Below are 20,033 nucleotides of genomic sequence, written 5' to 3'. Positions count from 1 at the left end.
CCGCTCCACCAAATCACACGGGCGTAAGTTCTCCACACTGTGGATAACCCCTGTGGATAACACTCCTGGCACGATACGGCACGACAATACCGCAGGTACGCAGTGTAGCCAGGCGGCGTAGCCACACTTGTATAGCTACATAACAGCACAGGTGTTTGCGCCTCCTCGTATGCTCCTCCCCCGGCTCGTACAGCGCTCTTGCTGATGCCGATATGAGGGTAAAGAAAAAGAGCACCCGACCATTGGATGCTCTTAGAGTGAGTTGATAGAAATTTGAGTTAAAAAGATACGGTACGGAATGCAGCCCAACCACGAACTGCACCCGCACCGCACATCCGTCGGTAGAAATACGAGTTACTCGTACACCGACGACAATCACCGATAAATAGAGAGTCGAACCTATCGAAGCGAGCTTCCGGTCTCGCCTCGGAGGCTTCCTTCGACCCCGTTATGTAATTAGTGTACACGGTTTCATTACGGTTGCAAAGCCAAAACCGAGATTTTTTTAAAATTTTTGTTACCGTTTCGTTATTTTTCGACCTCGGAACACTCTTTGCCGGCCCGAGAATTTTCTTCCACCACCCAAAAAACCCTGATATTCCGCGGAAGTTGGCATTATGCACGGAGGTGCTTCTTGGTATGGTCTCGTCTATACTTGTACCAGAAATCTTTTTAAATATGTCGCATATCACTTGCTTACCCTGGGTATTTGCAGTCACCGCGTGCAAAAAGATACCCCTAGCACCCCTCAAAAAATTAGCACCAAAGTGTCAACCATTACTTGACCGTACCAATTTTGAGTCACCTAGTCAGACCTTTCGCTACAATGGGTGCCAACACGCCACTTCTCTCTTTATTTAAGAGAGCTCCATATCCGATAAAAGAGGAACCAATCTCGTGTCCATACCAACCACGTCTGCGCAGCAGCCGGAGAATGCCTCGCACAGCGAATCCACCCAGTGGCTCTCCCCGCAAGAGCGAGAAGGCTGGCTCTTTATCAGCTCCATCATCTTCAGCCTCACCCGCAAGCTAGAGAATCAGCTACAAACCGAGGCTGGCATCAGCTTCGTTGAATACATGGTGCTTGCAATGCTTTCCGAGTCCAAGGATCATTCCCTGACCATGACCGAGCTGGCAATCACTACGAACACTCTTCCCGCACGCCTCTCACGAGTCGTAGCGCGTTTGGAGAAGGATGGATACGTCCGCCGTTCCCTCAGTGCTGAAGACCGCCGTGTGAGCATCTGCCACCTGCTCCCCGCAGGCGAGCAGAAGATCCAGGAAGTCGCACCCAGCCATGTTGGCGAAGTACGCCGCCAAATTTTCGATCACCTCACCCCCGAGCAGGTTGAGCAGCTTGCCGAGATTGGTAAGGCTGTTCTGGGTGATACTCCTTCAAATGTCATCTCGATTGATGCGCTAAAGCGCGGAGAATACCCCGCACAATAACCTCCTCCACCCCACAGAGGGATGAGAGTTGAGAGAACCAGAGATAAGGCACATTCCCCACCGGGAACGTGCCTTATCTCTTTAAAGGTGCGCGCAGAACAACCTTTACGGAGGCGGTTGGGGGCGCATCGGGGTTCTGGCCACACCAGTTTCGCCGCATTTTCGAGAGATTTTTAAGATTTTTTTTGCGCCCTCTAGCCCCGTGCGCGGGCACCCAACATGGTGTCTCTATGTTTACCTTGAACCGTAGGGTTTGTGGTTTTTAAACCCGCTGTCTATCCCCGTTAAACCGCGAAATCTCAAGGAAACACACCCAATACCACTCAATCCAAAGAGAGTATTCAGGGCATCCACACTAAGGGTTATGGCGACAATATGTCAGGGGTACCTCATCTACCCCACCGATTAGCCTTTTCTCTCTGTACACGCCCCAGAGCACCCCGTACGATAAATATCAACAGGTTGCACCGCGCCATCCGGCGCCCAAGAGCAATCACCATATAAGGAGAAACCATATGTCTAAGTCTTTCTACGACCTTCTGAACGAGCAGATCGGCCACGAGTTCGCTGCATCTCACCAGTACCTGTCCATGGCTATCTGGCTCGACGGTGAGGATCTGCCCCAGCTGGCTAAGTTCTTCTACCGCCAGTCCCTCGAAGAGCGCGAGCACGCACTCATGATGGTTCAGTACAAGCTGGACCGTGGCCACAAGGTTGAGATTCCCTCCGTTCCCGCTGTCAAGAACGACTTCGAGAACGTTCAGGAAATCGTCGACATGTCCCTGGCACAGGAGAAGGTCGTCACCGGTCAGATCGAGGCACTGTTCTCCGCAGCACGCGCTGAGAACTACGCACTGGGCGAGCAGTTCATCCTCTGGTTCCTGAAGGAGCAGGTCGAGGAAGTCGCCACCATGGAAACCCTCGTGACCGTCGTAAAGCGCGCCAACGGCAACCTCTTCGACCTGGAGAACTACGTTGCACGCGAGCTGGCAGACGACCACGGCCAGGAGTCCGGCGCACCCGCAATCGCTGGTTCCTAATCTCTCGTTTGACGGCTAGGCACCTAGTCGACCACGCAGAATATTAAAACGTTCCGCCCTTCCCACGCACCGTGGGGAGGGCGGAACGTTTATGCATATAAACCACGAAAAATCATTGCAGCGCACCGTCCAGGAGCTAAAAGCCGCCAGCGGGTACTCGAATACTCATACAGCGCAGAGTAAACTTAAAAGCCTTAGACGCCGCAGAATACCGCGGCAGAAAGAGGAGAGAATGACTCACACCAACCCAGATACCCTCAGCCGCGGCTCCTATAGCAACTCACGCCGCGTAGCCGATATTCTGCGTGCAGAAACCGTCGGCGGTACCGTGCTTCTGATCGCAACGGTGCTGGCAGTAGTACTCGCCAACACCCCCGCATCCACCTTCTACTTTGGTCTGCGAGACACCGTTGTTGGCCCGGTCATCCCCGGCTTCAACCACCTGCAGATGAGCATCGGCACCTGGGCAGCAGACGGTCTGCTCGTAGTCTTCTTCTTCCTCACCGGTCTGGAGCTGAAGAAAGAATTCGTGATCGGTGACCTCAAGTCGCCGTCCACCGCTATTGTGCCGATTGCGGCTGCCTTCGGTGGCGTGGCAGTGCCCGCGATTATCTACACGGCGCTGAACTTCACCAGCCCCACCGCTCTGCACGGCTGGGCGATCCCCACCGCAACCGATATCGCGTTCGCGGTGTCTGTTCTCGCCGCCGTGGGTACTTTCCTCCCCTCGGCGATGCGCGTCTTCCTGCTGACCCTGGCTGTGGTCGACGACCTGATCGCAATCTGCATTATCGCAATCTTCTACACCAATAACTTCCATGGCGAGTACCTGCTCTTCGCGCTCATTCCCCTCGCTCTTTTCGCGTTCATTGCCTACCGCGGTGAGACTATGTTGCATCTGAAGCCGCTGGCTGCCTGGCTGCTGCTTCTGCCCCTGGGTATTATCACCTGGGCGCTCTTCCTTGAGTCCGGTATTCACGCGACCATTTCCGGTGTGGTTCTGGGCTTCCTGGTGCCGGTGAAGATGTCCGCTCGCTCTGAGGCGGCGCAGGCTGAGCACGGTCTTGCGGAGGTGCTGGAGCACCGCTTCCGTCCCCTCTCTACCGGCATCTGCGTGCCCATCTTCGCGTTCTTCAGCGCGGGTGTGGCTGTGGGCGGTTTTGAAGGCCTCGGACGCGCCCTCACCGACTCCGTGGCGGTCGGCATTATGGTTGCGCTAGTTGCCGGTAAGACCATCGGTATTTTCGGCACCACCTGGCTCGTGACCCGCTTCAAGAACGCTAACCTCGACCCGGATATCGCCTGGATTGACGTGGTCGGTCTGGCTGCAACCGGTGGTATCGGTTTCACCGTGTCCCTGCTGGTGGCTGAGCTCTCCTTCCCGCACGGTTCCCCGCACACCGAAGACGCAAAGATTGCGATTCTCGTCGGCTCTGTTCTGGCTGCCATTGTGGGTGCGGCTATCCTGTCTCGCCGCAACAAGCACTACCGCGCCCTAGCCGAGAAGGAAACCGTGGATGCTGACGACAATGGCATCCCCGATGTCTTCGAGGGCACCTACCGTGACCCGAAGGCTGAAGCCTAGCCAGATTCTTTAGGTCCAATACCTTCTCTACACCCCGATTCCTCGCTGATCATGATGTCTCACCGCACTACCTCACGTCGCCGTACAGCACGAGCAGGGCAGGCGCCCGCACCTCCTTCAAGGTATGCAGAGATATCAGCACGCGTGGTCATCGGGGTGTATTCTTTTGCCGCGCTTCTGACCACATTTGCGTGGATTATCTCTCCTCTGCGGCGCGGCCGCGGCTTCACCTGGTGGGAAGTTACCGCGGACCTGCTGAATATTCCCTCCACGCATACTCTGCCCAGCGCCATTACGATGATTGTGCTGGTTTCCGGCCTGATTGTGCGCAAGCGCGCTGCCCTCATTGCAGCCATCGTTTTTCAGGTGCTGGGCGCACTGATTGCGACCCATAGCGCTTTCACGCTGGCGTTCCCCGCGGGGATTATGCCGAAGGACCGTATTTTCTCCTCGACGGTCGATACTCTCTCCATCGTGTTTGCGTGTGTGCTGGTGCCGTTCCTTTTCTCGATTCGTTCGGCGTTCCCGGCACGCATTGGTCGCCTCTCGTGGGTGGGTGCGGCATTGACGGCTGTTGGCGGTATCCTGCTGACTACCCTGGTGCTCTGGTACCTCTGCCACATTGGTGTGTGGGAGCCGTTGCGTTTCATCACCCCGTGGGAGCTACTCATGCACGGCATGGGTATTGAGCGTACGCATCCTGGTGTTTGGGCTGCCGATGTGGTGGCTTTCTTAGCGTCGTTTGGTTACGGTGCTTCGCTGGTTGCGGCGCTGTACCTGTTGGCGCGCGGCTACCGTGCCCCGGACGCCTGGACCGGTGAGAAGGAGCTGAAGATTCGCGCTCTGCTGCAGCAGTATGGCGCCAATGATTCACTCTCCTATTTTGCGACGCGCCGCGATAAGCAGGTGATTTTCTCTCCGGATCAGAGGGCGGCGATTACGTACCGTTCGGTGGGTTCGGTGTGCTTGGCGTCGAGTGACCCGGTGGGTGACCCCGATTCGTGGGATGCCGCCATTGAGCAGTGGATGCTGCAGGCGCGTAGCTATGGTTGGGTTCCTGCGGCGCTGAGCGTGAGTGAGGCGGGTGCGCGCGCCTATAACCGTGCGGGCCTGTCGATTATTCAGATGGGTGAGGAGGCGGTCCTTGAGGCGGACCGTTTCACGCTCAATGACACGTCGATGCTACCGGTGCGTCAGGCGGTTCAGCGTGTGCGTCGCGGCGGGTACACGGCGCAGATGCGTCGCTTTGCGGAGCTGGACGAGCAGCAGCGTCAGCAGGTTGCGGAGAATATTTCGGCGTGGCGTCATGGGCGTGTGGAGCGTGGCTTCTCGATGGCTCTGAATCGTGTGAATGATCCGGCGGATTCTTCGTCTGTTCTGGTGTCAGCTCATGATGAGGCTGGTCAGATGGTGGCTCTGCTGTCGTTCGTCCCGTGGGGTCCTACGGGGCTGTCTTTGGATGTTATGCGTCGCTCCCCTGAGGCACCTAATGGTGTGGTGGAGTTTATGGTGGCGTCGCTGATGGAGCAGGCGGCGTCTTTGGGTGTGCGTCGGGTGTCGCTGAATTTTGCGATGTTTGGCCATATTTTTGAGGCTGCTGATCAGGTGGGTGCGTCGGCGTGGAACCGTTTTGCTTCCCGCTCTTTGGGTGTGCTGGATCGTTTTCTGCAGTTGCGCCGCCTGTATCGTTTCAATCTAAAGTTTGCCCCGCTGTGGGTTCCTCGTTTTTTGGCGACGGAGCCGACGTTGGCGATGGCGAATGTTGTGGTTGCGTCGGGTATGGCGGAGGGCTTTTTGCCGAATCTGTCGGCGCGCCGTTTGCAGGATCAGGAGCAGGTTCTTTCTACAGATGAGCTGGAGGCTCTTCGCCAGATGCAGCTCGCTTCTGTGGAAGAGCTTCCTGAGGTGTCGCGTAGCGATCAGACTCAGCACCGTCTGCGCCATCTGGAGGCGCTGCGTGCGGCGGGCATGGATCCGTATCCGCTGGGTGGTGAGATACGCAGTAATGGTGCGCCTATTCTGGGCGTGAAGGATGCCCTGCGTATATTCTCTTCTGAAAATATTCCAAATTCAGAATTCATGGTTTCGGGGCGTATTCGCGCGCTTCGCAACCACGGTGGAGTCCTCTTTGCGACCCTGATTGAGGGTGGCGAAACTCTTCAGGTCGTCATGGAACGCAGCCTGGTGGGCGAGCGCCCGTTGAGCCTCGCCTCCCGCAACCTGGATACCGGCGACATCATCATCGTGCAGGGCACTTACGGGGTGAGCCGTAACGGCACTCCATCGCTGATTGCCGCCTCCTGGTACATGGCGTCGAAGAGCCTGCACCCCATCCCCTTCGACTCCTTTACTGACCCGGAGGCGCGCCTGCGTCGCCGTTCCACAGACCTGTTGGTGCATCCGGACCAGATGCAGAATCTGCGCCTGCGTACCGCGGTGATTAAGGCACTGCGTGCCCGCCTGGATGCGGAGGGCTTCCTTGAGGTGGAGACCCCGATTCTGCATACGGTGCACGGTGGCGCGAGCGCGCACCCGTTCCGCACGTATATCAATGCGTACGGTGAGGATCTGACGCTGCGTATTGCGCCGGAGCTGTACCTGAAGCGCCTGGTGGTGGGCGGTAGCGGTCCGGTGTATGAGCTGGGTCGTGATTTCCGCAATGAGGGTGCTGATGCGACCCATAATCCGGAGTTTACGGTGCTTGAGGCGTATCGTCCGTATGCGGATTATGTGCAGATGCGTGAGTTGACGGAGCGTCTGATTAAGGATGCCGCTCAGGCGGTGTTTGGTTCGGTGTCTTTGCCGCTGGGTCGTAAGGCTTCGAGCGAGCGCGTGGTGCGTGATGTGTCGGGTCCGTGGCGTGTGGTGTCGGTGTGTGATGCTCTGTCGGAGGCGCTGGGTCGCCGAGTGGATGTGCAGACGGATTTTGAGGAGTTGCTGGCTTTGGCGCAGCAGCACGGTGTGCGTGTTCACGAGGGTATGGGTCCGGGTGCCATCGTTGAGGAACTGTATGGTGAGCTGGTTGAGGTGCATACGGTGGAGCCGACGTTCTATACGGATTTCCCGGCGGAGACGAGTCCGCTTGCGGCGCCGCATCGTAGTGTTCCGGGTTTGGCGGAGCGTTGGGATTTGGTGATTAACGGCATGGAGATGGGCTGTGCCTACTCGGAGCTGGCGGATCCGCTGGTGCAGCGTGAGCGCCTGACGGAGCAGTCGTTGAAGGCGGCTTCGGGTGACCTGGAGGCGATGGAGGTGGATGAGGATTTCCTTTACGCCTTGGAGACGGGTATGCCGCCGACGGGTGGTTTGGGTCTGGGTGTGGACCGTTTGGTGATGCTGTTGGCTCAGACGCAGATTCGTGGGGTGTTGTCGTTCCCGTTTGTGAAGCCTGAGCGTTCGTAGCCCGACTGATACCCACGCTTCTCCGCTAAGCCCGGTGCGAGGTTTTGTACCTTGTGCCGGGCTTGTTGTGCCCGCCCTGCCGGTGCCGTCAACACCTCCACGGAGTCTATATTTACTCTGTCCATATATTAAGTATTCGTTACATTTTGCATTTGACCCCTTTTTTAAGTTGCTCCGTGAGGGTTGCGCACCCCACAATGAGGTGACTAATCATACGGAGTGTATCTGTCTCCGTTACGCGGCTTTGAGTCCGCGCCACCCAGCAATGTAGCCCACACGTTGTCCGTCTTTCGGATTTGAGCGTGCGGGCTTTTTGCTTTCAAGATTGGAGTGCCGAGTGGATTTTCTTCTGAATATCATCGGGGACATTAATACGCAGACTGCGGAACTGACTTCCTCCGTGGATGCCGTGCAGAACTGGATGTGGAGTAATTTCCTCTACTACGCTCTGATTGCGGCTGGTCTGTACATTACGATCCGCACTCGCGGTGTGCAGTGGCGTTCCATTAAGGAAATGATCCGCGTCCTGGGTGACCCGGTTGCTCGTGAGGCTGACGGTAAGAAGAGCATTTCTTCGTTCCGTGCGTTTACTGTTTCGGCGGCTTCTCGTGTGGGTACCGGTACTGTTGCGGGTGTTGCTTTGGCTATTGCTATGGGCGGCCCGGGTGCTGTGTTCTGGATGTGGGTTATTGCTGCTGTTGGTGCGGCTTCTGCTTTTGCGGAGTCCCTTCTGGGTCAGCTGTATAAGGAGCGCGGTAAGGATTCCTATATTGGTGGTCCGGCGTACTACATGAAGCGCGGTCTGAATGCTCCGTGGATGGGTTACATCTTTGTGGCGTTCATTGTGGTCACTTATGCGTTCGTGTTTGTGGCGGTTCAGACGAATGCTGTGGTGGATGCTGCGGCGAACTCGTTCAGCATTGATGTTTCGGGTACTAACTCGATGGGCTTCCGCATCACTATTGGTCTGATTATGGTGGCGCTGACTGCGGCTATTATTTTCGGTGGTATTCGCGCGATTTCTTCGGTGACTGAGTGGCTGGTGCCGATTATGGCGGTACTGTATCTGCTGCTGGGTCTGCTGGTTGTTCTGCTGAACATTGGCAAGGTTCCGGAGATGCTGCTGATGATTTTCCAGGGTGCTTTTGGCATCAAGGAGTTCGTGACCGGTGGCGCGATGGGCGCCGTGATTTGGGGTATGAAGCGTGGCCTGCTGACTAACGAGGCGGGTATGGGTACTGCTCCGAACGCTGGCGCGACCGCTACTATTTCTCACCCGGCTAAGCAGGGTTACGTGCAGACTCTGGGTGTTTACTTTGACACCATGATGGCGTGTACTGTGACTGCGTTTATTGTTCTGCTGTCGAACCCGACCTATGGTGATCGTTCTCGTGGTGCGTCGCTGACTCAGTCGGCGCTGGCTATGCAGCTGGGCGATTGGGCGGTTCACTTCTTGACCATCGCTATTTTCATGTTTGCGTTCTCGACCGTGATTGGTAACTACTACTACGGCGAGTCGAACATGCGTTTCGTGACTGAGCGTAAGCTGCCGATGACTATTTTCCGGGTGCTGGTTCTGGCGTTCGTGTTCTTCGGCGCGATTTCTTCGCTGGATCTGGTGTGGACTACCGCGGATATGCTGAATGCCGGCATGGTGATTGTGAACTTGACGGCTGTGCTGCTGCTGACCCCGAAGGTGGTTGCGGTCTTGAAGAATTACGAGGCTCAGCGTAAGGCTGGTTTGGAGCCGATTTTCAAGGCTTCGGATATGCCGGAGATTAAGAATCTGGCGGCGTGGGATGGCACCGATGCGGTGACTACCCGTGAGTTCTGGGCTGAGTATGATGCGAAGGTTGCTGAGCGTCGTGCCGCTAAGAAGGCTAAGAAGGCTAGCCGCTAGTTTGTGAGCTACACGCAGGTTTCTGCGTAAGGCTTTGCGGAGGGTCCGTCCTGCTGTGTGCGGGGCGGACCCTTTTACACGCCCGAGGGGCGTGCGGATGGCGTGCCTGCCAGCGCACGTTCTGGGTGCGTCCTAATGCATATCCCGGGGCGTGTCCGGGGTCTGTATCCTTAGGGAGGATATTAGGAGGGTTTATGGATTGGCGTGCCGTACTGGAGCTGGTGGTCACGGTTGTTTTTCTGGCGGGTATTGCGTTGGCGCTGCTGTGCCTGGTGACGATTCATCGGAACCCGCATTTTTCGGAGGTGCAGAAGTTGAAGTGGCTTCTGCTGGTGTTGTGCCTGCCGTATGTGGGTCCGGTGACGTGGCTGTTGCGTGCGCGTCTGGAACGTATTGACCGGGAGCGTACTGAGCAGGAACGCGGAGCGCAGGCTTCTGCGGCTGTTTCCGAGGTGACTGCTTCCGATACGGCGGCTTCTGAGGAGGACGGCTGGTAACGCCTCGGAGGCTCTTTCTGACACCCCCACCAATAATAAGTAACGAAGGTCACACTCTCTCAATTGGACAGCACCGCATGCGGTCCGTATAGTTTTATGTGTTGCCTGCGGTGATACACCGTAAGACACATGCGCGAGTGGCGGAATAGGCAGACGCGCACGGTTCAGGTCCGTGTGCCCGTGAGGGCGTGGGGGTTCAACTCCCCCCTCGCGCACCAACGATCCCCGGTTCGAAAGAACCGGGGATTTTTTCATATCCATAACCAATCCCCCGCTAAATGACGGGGTTCCAGAGCGATGGCGAGTGCATCACCTAAAATAGAATCGGGTGTGTTCATTCACAGGACACACAGCTAACGCACAGACACGCTCGTTAAACTGAGCCTTTCGGATAAAGACCGTTTGCGCGGTCTGTTGCTCGGAATGGTCGTTGAGAAGGAGGCGGCATGAAGTTTTTCGACAAGCTGGGCAAGCTGGAGCAAGGCATCGGTCGCACTGTCGGCCTTTCCAAGGGCTTCGGCACCTTTGCGAAGGCGGATGTCGCTAACCGCGTCCGCATCATGATGGATGACGAGTCCTATGTGGACGGCAGTGGCCGCACTATGGCTCCTAATGTCTATACTCTCCGTTTCGCACCGGTTGATTTCCCTCGCGTACGCGAGTGGGGCAACCCGTTCGCTGTTGAGCTGTGCGATTTGGCGATTTCGCACGCCCGCGCGCAGGGTTACACCCTGATTGGTGCGGTTCGCGTGACCTTCAACGTTCTTGATTCTCTCTCTGAGGGCGAGTTTGAGGTTGTTGCGACCTTCGAGCCGTTCTCTGTGCCGGAGGCTCCGGCGTCCCCGTCTTTGCGTGGTGCTACTAACTATGCGCCGGTGCGTCCGCCGCGCGAGTCTTCTTTGCCGACCCGCATTACGAAGCCGGCTGCTCAGCCGGCCCAGCCCGCACACCCTGCACAGCCCGCGCAGCCTGCACAGCCGCAGGCTCCTGTGGGTCGCCCGAGCATGCCTGTAGCACCCCCGGCAACGGCAGCTCCCCGTTTCTTCTTGGAGATTGAGGGTCGCATGCACCCGGTGAACCACCTGCCGTTTGTGCTGGGCCGCGGTTCTGATGCTGATTTTCGTCTGGACGATAAGGGTGTTTCTCGCCGTCACCTGCAGCTTTCGATGCAGGGTGGTGCGGTGGTCGCCACCGATATGGGTTCTACCAACGGCACGTTGATTAATGGTGCGCCTCTGCGTGCGCCGGTGGTGCTGGCGAACGGTTCGCTGCTTCGCATGGGTAATACCCGCATCATCTTCCATAGTTCGACCGGAGGTGTCCGTTAATGGCGTCCGAACTGACTGTTACTATCCTTCGTTACGCTTTTCTGGCGCTCATCTGGTTCTTTGTTTTCCTGGTGGTTTCGGCTGCTCGCCGTGACCTTGGTTTGGGTAAGAACTATCGTGCGGCGCCGGTTGATGCAGTTCCGGAGGCTACCCATATTGTGCCTCCGCCGACTCGCCCTTCGCAGCTTGTGATTACTGCCGGTGCGCAGGCTGGCGCCATGATGCAGCTGGGCGACCAGCCGATTACTATTGGCCGCGCTAATGACATTGAGGTGTCTCTGCAGGATGATTACGCCTCGGGTCGCCATGCGCGCCTGTTCCCTCAGGGTTCCCGTTGGTTCCTGGAGGATTTGAATTCTACTAATGGTACGTTCGTCAATGGCGAGCGTCTGACTCGTGCGACCCCGATTGAGCCCGGTGATGATTTCCGCGTTGGCGGTACCACCATGCAGTTGAGGGGCTAGTGTATGAAGATTGCTTTTCGTTTTGAGGCCCGCTCTGATACGGGTCTGAAACGCTCGAAGAATGATGACTCCGGCTACGGTGGTCGTTTCCTTGCGGTCGTTGCTGACGGCATGGGCGGCCACGTGGGCGGCGATGTCGCGTCGGCTACGACGGTTCTGAATCTGACTCCGCTTGACCATCCTGACTTTGAGGATGGTACCGGTAGCGTTTATCTGGCTGATGAGATTCAGAGCGCGAACCTGATTATTAATGAGCTGGCGGCAAATGATCCGCAGCTGGCGGGTATGGGTACGACCTGTACTGCCCTGCTGATTGACGGTGACTGCATTGAGTTCGCCCATATTGGTGACTCGCGTGCGTATCGTCTGCGTCCGGGTGCTGATGGCGAGTTTGAGCAGATTTCTACTGACCATACGTTTGTGCAGCGCCTGCTCAATGAGGGTCGTATTACCCCGCAGGAGGCGGAGAACCACCCGCATAAGAACGTGATTATGCGCGTTCTGGGTGATGTTGACGCGTCCCCTGAGCTGGAGTTGAAGACTCTGGACGCTGTTCCCGGCGAGCGCTGGGTGCTCTCTTCGGATGGTTTGGATGCTGTGGTGTCCCTGTCGGAGATTGAGCAGGTCATGCGTTCTACCGATGACCTGTCTGAGATTGCTGACACTCTGATTGCGATGACCTTGGAGCGTGGCGCTCCGGACAATGTCACGGTTGTGTCTCTGCAGGTGATTGACCGTGAGGTTCTGCCGGTGGATGAGCCGGTGGGTCCTTCGAGCCTGCCTGAGTCTGCTCTGCCTGATTCGATTGTGGCGGAGCAGGAGGTCAGCACGAACACTCAGAAGCTTCCCGAGGTTGCTGCCACGGCTGAAGCTGCTGAGGCTTTTTTGGGTGCGCACCATGATGAGGACTCTGAGGAGCATCATCGTCGGTCGTTGCGCCGTTTCCGTCGTGCTCGTGACTTCTCTGGCACCCTGTTGCACAGCGGTTCTGGGGCGGTTCGTCACCATATCGGTACGTACGATAACGCCGTGGATGCGGCTCTTACGAACGCTGCGATTTTGCGTAGCGAGTTGGGTTCCCGCCCGCATCAGCTGGTTGGTGCCGCTTCGGTGGCTACTGAGACCGGCATGATTCCGGCGGTGACTTCTCGTACCCTGGAGCATCGTGCGACGGTGGCTCAGCGTGTGCCGTTGAAGGTTGAGTCTGATGAGGCGGCCCTGCCGGCTGAGCTGGAGGAGCTGATTGCTGAGGACACTGAGGAGCGTTCGCGTCCGAGGTCGTGGCCGATTCGCCTGTTTATTACTCTGCTGGTTGCGGCTGTTTTGACGTTGGCTGCGTGGACCGGTCTGCGTTATGTAGAGCGTAGCTACTATGTGGGTGAGAGTGACGGCACGGTTGCGGTGTACAACGGTATTCCGCATGCGTTGGGCCCGATTCGCCTTTCTCACGTGGTGGAGAATACCGATATTCCTACGAGTGAGCTGAGCGATCATACGCGTTCTTTGTTGCGTAATGCGATTACGGCGAAGGACCTGGATGATGCGCACCAGATTGTGTCTCGTTTGAAGACTCAGGCGGATCAGACGCGTGAGAAGGCTGAGCAGGCTGCAGCGTCTGCCTCGGCTTCCGCTTCCGCTTCCCCGAGCTCTGCGGCACCCAGTGAGGCTCCGAGCTCTGAAGCACCGGGCTCTGATTCGGCATCCCCGGCTCCTGAGCAGGCTTCTTCGGAGGCTCCTGCTGCGGTAGGCGGTGAGAATAATGGCTAAGTTCTCGTTCCGTCGTGAGTCGGATGCGCCTCGTGCACGCCGTTTCACGGAGCTTTTCCTGCTGGTTTTGGCGGTGGGTATCAGCTCGTTCGGCATGTATCTGATTGATCCGGAGCATGCTTTTGATACGTCGAAGAGCCAGTGGTTGCCGTGCACGGTGGTGCTGGGTGCCGGTGCTCTTCTGATTCACCTAGTCATGCAGTTCCGCGCACGTTATGCTGATCCGTTTATTCTGCCGCTGGTGGTGGCGCTGAACGGTATTGGTTTGACCATGATTTATCGTCTGGACCCGCAGATTGCGGCGCCGGTGGGTGATGGTCAGCTGATGTGGACCGGCGTGTCTATGGTGCTGTGCGCGATTATCGTGTTCGTGCTCAGGGATTACCGTCTGCTACGTAAGGTCACGTACACCTCGCTGGTGTTGTCGATGATTCTGCTCATCATGCCGCTGGTTCCGGGTCTGGGTATGGAGCTTAATGGTGCTCGTATTTGGATTCATATCGGTAACCGCACGTTCCAGCCGGGTGAGGTCGCGAAGATTACTTTGGCGATTTTCTTCGCCGGCTATTTGGCGACGCACCGTGACCTGATTCTGGTGGCTGGCCGCCGTATTGGTCCGATTAATCTGCCGCGTCTGCGTGATTTGGCGCCGGTGTTCTTGGCGTGGATTGTGAGCCTGGGTGTTCTGGTGTTCCAGAAGGACCTTGGTTCGGCAATCATGTTCTTTGGTCTGTTCATGGCGATGCTGTACCTGTCGACCGGTCGTATTTCGTGGCTGGTGGTTGCGGGTATCGGTATGGCTGTGGGTGGCTATTTCGCGTACCACTATGTCTCGCACGTGCACGCCCGTATTTATGCGTGGGTGCATGCTTTTGATCCGGAGATTTACCAGGCGTCTCCTGGCGGTTCGGGTCAGATTCTGCAGGGCGTTTTCGGCCTGGCTTATGGCGGTCTTTTTGGCCGCGGTTGGGGTCAGGGCCGCGCGAACCTCGTCCCGTACGCTAACTCGGACATGATTATTTCCTCGTTGGGTGAGGAGCTGGGCCTGGTTGGTCTGGGCGCGATCCTGATGATGTTCATGCTCCTGGTTTCGCGCGGTTACCGTGCGGCGTTGGGTACTCGTGATGGTTTCGGTAAGCTGCTGGCTGCTGGCCTGTCTACGGTCATGGTTCTGCAGCTGTTCGTGGTGATTGGCGGCGTGACTCGTTTGATTCCGCTGACTGGTCTGACGACTCCTTTCATGTCTGCCGGTGGCTCCTCGTTGGTGGCTAACTGGATTATTGTGGCGCTGTGGTTGTCTATTTCTCATAGCGCCCGCGCACCTCACCTGGTGGCTGGTTATGATGCTCCGCAGGGTATTGACCATGCGGACACTAGCTACGAGCCGGAGGGTGCTACTAGCGTTCTGGCGCGTATTACGGCTAAGGATTCTGGAGGTGAGAAGAATGGATAGGGCTATTCGCCGCATGTGGATGTCTGCCGCGTGCGTGTTTGTCCTGCTGATGGGCACCCTCAGCTATATTCAGTTCTTCGATTCGAAGACTCTGATGAACAATCAGTGGAATTCCCGAGCTCTCTACGATAATTACGGTTCGGCACGTGGTTCGATTGTGGTTGATGGTACGGAGATTGCTTCGTCGGTGAAGTCCGATGATGAGTACAACTACCAGCGTGTGTATAACCACCCGCTCAAGTATGCGGCTCTGACGGGTTACTTCTCCACGATTTATGGCGCGACCGGTTTGGAAGCTGCTATGGATAAGGAGCTTGCGGGCACGAGCGATAGCCAGTTCTATGACCGTGTGGCGCAGCTGTTCAGTGGTTCTTCCGCGCAGGGCGCTAGCGTGGAGCTGACGATCAATTCGAAGCTTCAGGATATTGCGTATAGCGCTCTGCGGGGCCGTAAGGGTGCTGTGGTGGCGATGAACCCGAAGACCGGTGAGATTCTGGCGATGGCTTCTTCGCCGTCCTATGACCCGAATCTTCTGTCGGCTCATACGAGCTCTTCGGTTTTGGCGAATTATCAGGCGCTGACTTCTGATGAGGACAGCCCCCTGTTTAACCGTGCGATTGCCGGTAATACTTATTCGCCGGGTTCGACCTTCAAGATTATTGATGCGGTGGCGGCGCTGGAATCCGGCAAGTACAACGCGTCTTCGGTCATTGCGAATCCCGCCCAATTGCCTCTGCCGGGTACGAACATTAGCCTGCCGAACTATACTGGCAGCCAGTGTGGAACCCGCACTCAGGCGACAATTGAGTGGGCTTTGGCTCAGTCCTGTAATACGCCGTTTGCGCAGATTGCGATGGACTTGGGTCAGGAGCGTATCGCGAAGACCGCTGAGAATTTTGGTTACGGCCAGGATTTGAAGATTCCTTTGACAGTTTCTAAGTCGTCTTTCCCGTCGAATCTGACGCAGAGCCAGCTGGCTCAGTCGGCGATTGGTCAGTACGACGTGAAGACCACTCCGCTGCAGGTGGCGATGACTTCTGCGGCGATTGCGAATGGCGGCGTGCAGATGAAGCCGAACCTGATTCGTTCGGTGAAGACCAGCAACCTGAGCACTTTGCAGGAGTTCTCTCCTGAGAAGCTGCGTACCTCCACTAGCCCTGAAATTGCTAACCAGGTAAAGCAGTGGATGGTGAATGCGGTTGATAATGGTATTGCACGTAATGCTGGTGTCTCCGGTGTGAAGGTGGCGGGTAAGACCGGTACCGCGGAGACCACGGCAGGTTTGAATAATTCTTGGTTTACCGGTTTCGCGCCGGCTGATGATCCTCAGATTGCGATTGCTGTGGTTTATGAGGATATTGACGTGGCGACCGGTGCCCAGTTGGCAACCAGTACTAGTAAGCAACTCTTTGAGGCGGTGTTGAACAAGTGAGGCCTGCGGCTGATATCACTTTGGGCGGGCGCTACACCCTAACCGAACGTATCGCGATTGGCGGTATGGGCGAGGTGTGGAAAGCTCGCGACAAGGTGCTTGGGCGCATCGTTGCGGTCAAGATCCTCAAGGAGGAGTACACCGGTGACCCGGGCTTCTTGGAGCGTTTCCGCGCTGAGGCCCGTAATACGGCGCTGTTGAACCACCCCGGCGTAGCGAATGTTTTTGACTACGGTGAGGAGGACAACTCCGCGTACCTGGTCATGGAACTGGTGCCGGGTAATCCGCTTTCGAGCATCATCGAGCATGAGACTACCCTGCCGCCGGACCGTATTCTGAACTTCATTGCTCAGACCGCTCGCGCGTTGGCTGCGGCTCATTCGCAGGGTCTGGTGCATCGTGACGTGAAGCCGGGTAACCTCATCATCACTCCGGATGACCGTGTGAAGGTGACCGATTTCGGTATTGCTCGTCTGGCTAACCAGGTGCCGTTGACGGCTACCGGCCAGGTGATGGGTACCGCCCAGTACCTGGCGCCGGAGCAGGCAACCGGTCAGGCGGCTACCGCGTCTTCGGATATGTACTCATTGGGCATTATTGGTTATGAGTGCCTGGTGGGTCGTCGTCCGTTTACAGGTGAGTCGCAGATTGCGATTGCGTTGGCTCAGGTGAATGACCCGCCGCCGCCGCTTCCGGAGACCATCCCGGCTCCTGCTCGTGCGCTGATTATGTGTCTGCTGGCGAAGGACCCGGCTCAGCGTCCTAAGGATGCGACCGCTCTGGCGTCTGCGGTGGATGCGATTCGTCGCCGCGATCTGAAGGCAGCGGTGAAGGCTGTTCCTCCGCTGGCGCAGTTCTTGGCTGAGGAGAATGCTGACGACGGTACTGTCGCTATGACTGCTATGGATGTGGCGGCGGAGCCGATTAGCGCTTCTGCTACTCCGCGTTTTGGTTCTGGTGGTCGTTTCTCGCCGGAGCCGACGACGGCGCCTATTCCTCGTACGGGTGCGCAGACCATGCGTCCAGCTTCGGGTCGTGTGAAGGCTGCTGTTGCCCCTCCGGCTAAGCGTGGATCGAACGTGTGGATGTGGGTTGCTCTGCTTCTGGCAATCGTGCTGATTGCTGGCGGTATTTGGACGGTTCTTTCCTCCAATAATGGTGGCGGTTCGACTGATCCGGTTCCGAGCGCTTCTTCGTCTGCTGTTCCGACGAACACGGGTACCGTTTCGACGGTGGAGCCGACTGAGTCTGCTTCTGCCCGTGCCGCTAAGCAGAAGGTGACCGTCAACGCGATTAACTACGAGGGTCGCGAGCTGCAGGATGCGGTGAACGAGCTGAAGAACCTTGGCCTGTCCCCCAAGACTGAGGGTGTTGAGTCGACTCAGCCGGAGAACACGGTGATTTCGGTTTCTCCGACGGGTACTTTGGAGCAGGGTAATAGCGTGACTGTTCGCTATTCAACCGGTCCGAAGTCGGTGACTTTGCCGTCGAACCTTGAGGGTAAGAACGTTGATGAGGCGTCGAAGGCTGTTGCCGCTCTGGGTGTGAATGTTTCTCTGCATTATGAGAATTCAGACACGGCGGCCCCCGGTACGGTGCTTCGTACTACCCCCTCATCTGGCACCAAGGTCACGGTTGGTAGTAATGTAGACATGTATGTGGCCTCTTCCAGTTCGGGTAGGGGTTCGAGTGCGAGCGCTTCTGCTGCACCGTCTGCGTCGGCTTCTGCTTCCGCTTCCGCGTCGGCGCGTTAGCCCCTACATTTTGATTTAGTTTTAGTCTTAGTGATCCAGGAGAACTTATGGACCTGTCGGTTCCCGACACGGTTGATAACCGTTACAAGGTACTCGAGGTAATCGGTACCGGTGCGATGGCAACCGTTTATGCTGCTGAGGATACTCGCCTCGGTCGCAAGGTTGCGCTTAAGATTCTGCGCCCGGAGCAGGCCCAGGACGATACGTTCCGCGCACGCTTTAAGCGTGAGGCGGAGGCTGTGGCGTCTCTGAACAATCCTGCGATTGTTGCTGTCTATGACACCGGTTCGTATAACCCTTCGCAGGATGGTGGGGAGTCTGCTTCTTCGGAAGAGGGCACCGCTATTCCTTATATCGTGATGGAGTACGTGGAGGGTCATACTCTGCGTTCCATTCTGTCCCGTGGCGGTCATCTGCCGGTCCGTGATGCTTTGGGTTATTCCGAGCAGCTGCTGGGTGCTTTGCAGTACAGCCACTCGATGGGCATCATTCACCGCGATATTAAGCCGGCGAATATTATGGTGCTGGAGCGTACCAGCGAGGATATCGCTAAGGGTCAGCCGGGCCAGATCAAGGTCATGGATTTCGGTATTTCCCGTGCCATTGAGGAAGCTGGCGAGGCGCTGACCAAGGCTAATGTGGTGATGGGTAGCGCACGCTACATGTCCCCTGAGCAAGTGAGCGGCAAGGAAGTTGACGCCCGTAGCGACCTGTACTCTGCTGCTTGCGTAATTTACGAGATGATTGCTGGTCGTTCTCCGTTTGACGCTGAGTCGAATGTTGATCTGGCGGCTAAGCATCTTTCGGATGCCCCTGAGCCTCCGAGCAAGTTCACCCCGCTTGAGGTTCCTGCTGGTCTGGATGCTGTGATTCTGAAGGGTCTGGCGAAGAACCCGGATGAGCGTTATCAGAGTGCTGCTGAGTTCGCTCAGGCTCTGGCGTCGGTTGTTCGCCCGGGTGAAGAGACCGTGGTTCAGGATGCAGCGATGACTACTGCTTTTGTTCCTTCGGCGACTACTGCTTCCCTGGGTGAGGATTACGCCCCGTACACCACCTCGATTACTGAGGCTTCGGTGGAAGACGGCGGCCTCAACGGCTTCTTCGAGTATGAAGACGATGAGGAACTGTATGACGAGGAGGAGTACGCAGAGTACGATGAGTCTTCGCCGCGTAAGCGTGCGTGGGTTCGTTTCCTTGTGGGTACTCTGATTGTGGCTCTGCTGGTTTTCAGTGTCGGCTCGGTTCTGTACTACCAGAACAAGCTCAATGAGGTTCCGCAGGTTCAGGTTCCGGCTGTGGTGAATGTTTCCCGCGATGATGCCGATAACCAGCTGCGTAACCGAGGCTTCGTGGTGGAGTACCGTCAGGGCTACTCGGACAACATCAAGAAGGGCGACGTTATCAACGTTGAGCCGGGTGTCGGTTCTACGGTTAATAAGGGCTCGACCGTGGTTGTGACTGTTTCGAGCGGTCCGGAGAAGGTCAAGTTGCCGGATAACCTGCAGGGTCAGAGTGAGGCGTATGTCCGTAACGCTCTGAAGGACCTGGGTCTGGTGGATGGCCGCGTCTCCACTGTGGAGAGCGCTTCCGTTCCTGCCGGTATGGTTGTGGAGCTGTCCCCGGAGAAGGGCTCGACCGACGATAAGGGCGCTCAGACCGTTGAGGCTGGTAGCACCGTGAACATTGTCCTGTCCTCCGGTAAGGTAAAGGTCCCCTCGCTGGTGGGTCTGACCAAGGATCAGGCGATTGCTGCTCTGACCGCTCAGGATGTTCTGCTGAACACCAACATTGAGACTGTTCAGACTAACGAGCGTCCTGCGGGCACTGTGCTTTCGCAGAGCTCTGCGGCGGGTACTCTGGTGGCTCAGAACAGCACTGTGACGATCCGTGTGGCTGCTACTCCGACTCAGACGACCGCTCCGACTACTGCGGCTACTCAGCCTGCGGCGGCGACCGGTAACC

The 20,033-nt window shown here is 57.1% G+C and carries 13 protein-coding genes and 1 tRNA gene; all 14 read left to right on the top strand.

Annotation, left to right across the window (positions count from 1 at the left end; translation table 11 throughout):
• Positions 1–897: 897 nt before the first annotated feature.
• A complete protein-coding gene (locus HMPREF2710_RS02350; protein WP_080976899.1) occupies positions 898–1,449 on the top strand; it encodes a MarR family winged helix-turn-helix transcriptional regulator in 552 nt (183 codons plus the stop codon).
• Positions 1,450–1,964: 515 nt separating this feature from the next.
• Entirely contained in the window at positions 1,965–2,489 is a 525-nt protein-coding gene (locus HMPREF2710_RS02345; RefSeq protein ID WP_049363751.1) for a ferritin, read from the top strand.
• A 232-nt stretch (positions 2,490–2,721) separates the two neighbouring features.
• Positions 2,722–4,074 (top strand): Na+/H+ antiporter NhaA, encoded by a 1,353-nt coding sequence (nhaA, locus tag HMPREF2710_RS02340; protein WP_070505487.1) that lies wholly within the window; start codon positions 2,722–2,724, stop codon positions 4,072–4,074.
• Between the two features lie 51 nt (positions 4,075–4,125).
• Positions 4,126–7,476 carry a bifunctional lysylphosphatidylglycerol synthetase/lysine--tRNA ligase LysX gene (gene lysX / locus HMPREF2710_RS02335; protein ID WP_083294440.1) on the top strand — a complete coding sequence of 1,117 codons (3,351 nt, stop codon included), beginning with the start codon at positions 4,126–4,128 and terminating at the stop codon, positions 7,474–7,476.
• Positions 7,477–7,813: 337 nt separating this feature from the next.
• Entirely contained in the window at positions 7,814–9,376 is a 1,563-nt protein-coding gene (locus HMPREF2710_RS02330; RefSeq protein WP_070505492.1) for an alanine/glycine:cation symporter family protein, read from the top strand.
• A gap of 194 nt (positions 9,377–9,570) precedes the next feature.
• Positions 9,571–9,873 carry a PLDc N-terminal domain-containing protein gene (locus tag HMPREF2710_RS02325; RefSeq protein WP_239668365.1) on the top strand — a complete coding sequence of 101 codons (303 nt, stop codon included), beginning with the start codon at positions 9,571–9,573 and terminating at the stop codon, positions 9,871–9,873.
• Between the two features lie 131 nt (positions 9,874–10,004).
• Positions 10,005–10,091: transfer RNA gene (locus tag HMPREF2710_RS02320), tRNA-Leu, on the top strand.
• A gap of 228 nt (positions 10,092–10,319) precedes the next feature.
• Positions 10,320–11,201, top strand: coding sequence for an FhaA domain-containing protein (locus HMPREF2710_RS02315; protein ID WP_049341962.1), 882 nt, complete (start codon positions 10,320–10,322; stop codon positions 11,199–11,201).
• Positions 11,201–11,665, top strand: coding sequence for an FHA domain-containing protein FhaB/FipA (locus HMPREF2710_RS02310; RefSeq protein WP_049341961.1), 465 nt, complete (start codon positions 11,201–11,203; stop codon positions 11,663–11,665). Before HMPREF2710_RS02315 ends, HMPREF2710_RS02310 begins: the two co-directional genes overlap by 1 nt.
• 3 nt (positions 11,666–11,668) lie before the next feature.
• The gene (locus tag HMPREF2710_RS02305; RefSeq protein ID WP_049341960.1) at positions 11,669–13,432 is read left to right on the top strand and encodes a PP2C family protein-serine/threonine phosphatase; all 1,764 of its coding nucleotides are present in this window, start codon (positions 11,669–11,671) and stop codon (positions 13,430–13,432) included.
• The gene (locus HMPREF2710_RS02300; protein WP_005507381.1) at positions 13,425–14,885 is read left to right on the top strand and encodes an FtsW/RodA/SpoVE family cell cycle protein; all 1,461 of its coding nucleotides are present in this window, start codon (positions 13,425–13,427) and stop codon (positions 14,883–14,885) included. The genes HMPREF2710_RS02305 and HMPREF2710_RS02300 overlap by 8 nt, the downstream gene beginning before the upstream one ends.
• A complete protein-coding gene (locus HMPREF2710_RS02295) occupies positions 14,878–16,317 on the top strand; it encodes a peptidoglycan D,D-transpeptidase FtsI family protein (protein WP_049363742.1) in 1,440 nt (479 codons plus the stop codon). Before HMPREF2710_RS02300 ends, HMPREF2710_RS02295 begins: the two co-directional genes overlap by 8 nt.
• Positions 16,314–18,071: a protein kinase domain-containing protein gene (locus HMPREF2710_RS02290; RefSeq protein ID WP_049360704.1), complete on the top strand. Its 1,758-nt coding sequence runs from the start codon at positions 16,314–16,316 to the stop codon at positions 18,069–18,071. The genes HMPREF2710_RS02295 and HMPREF2710_RS02290 overlap by 4 nt, the downstream gene beginning before the upstream one ends.
• A 47-nt stretch (positions 18,072–18,118) precedes the next feature.
• A partial coding sequence (pknB, locus tag HMPREF2710_RS02285) for a Stk1 family PASTA domain-containing Ser/Thr kinase (RefSeq protein ID WP_070599314.1) occupies positions 18,119–20,033 on the top strand: 1,915 nt, incomplete at its 3' end.

This window comes from Rothia sp. HMSC069D01 (genome assembly GCF_001810135.1).
In the GTDB taxonomy this organism is placed as follows: domain Bacteria; phylum Actinomycetota; class Actinomycetes; order Actinomycetales; family Micrococcaceae; genus Rothia.
The sequence above is the reverse complement of the archived record's forward strand: the minus strand, read 5'-3'. Positions and strand labels throughout refer to the sequence as shown.

Coding starts and splice junctions, on each gene's coding strand:
- HMPREF2710_RS02325 (WP_239668365.1), top strand. CDS start 9,571: ATGGATTGGCGTGCCGTACTGGAGCTGGTGGTCACGGTTGTTTTTCTG.
- HMPREF2710_RS02315 (WP_049341962.1), top strand. CDS start 10,320: ATGAAGTTTTTCGACAAGCTGGGCAAGCTGGAGCAAGGCATCGGTCGC.
- lysX (WP_083294440.1), top strand. CDS start 4,126: ATGATGTCTCACCGCACTACCTCACGTCGCCGTACAGCACGAGCAGGG.
- HMPREF2710_RS02310 (WP_049341961.1), top strand. CDS start 11,201: ATGGCGTCCGAACTGACTGTTACTATCCTTCGTTACGCTTTTCTGGCG.
- HMPREF2710_RS02305 (WP_049341960.1), top strand. CDS start 11,669: ATGAAGATTGCTTTTCGTTTTGAGGCCCGCTCTGATACGGGTCTGAAA.
- HMPREF2710_RS02345 (WP_049363751.1), top strand. CDS start 1,965: ATGTCTAAGTCTTTCTACGACCTTCTGAACGAGCAGATCGGCCACGAG.
- HMPREF2710_RS02300 (WP_005507381.1), top strand. CDS start 13,425: ATGGCTAAGTTCTCGTTCCGTCGTGAGTCGGATGCGCCTCGTGCACGC.
- HMPREF2710_RS02295 (WP_049363742.1), top strand. CDS start 14,878: ATGGATAGGGCTATTCGCCGCATGTGGATGTCTGCCGCGTGCGTGTTT.
- nhaA (WP_070505487.1), top strand. CDS start 2,722: ATGACTCACACCAACCCAGATACCCTCAGCCGCGGCTCCTATAGCAAC.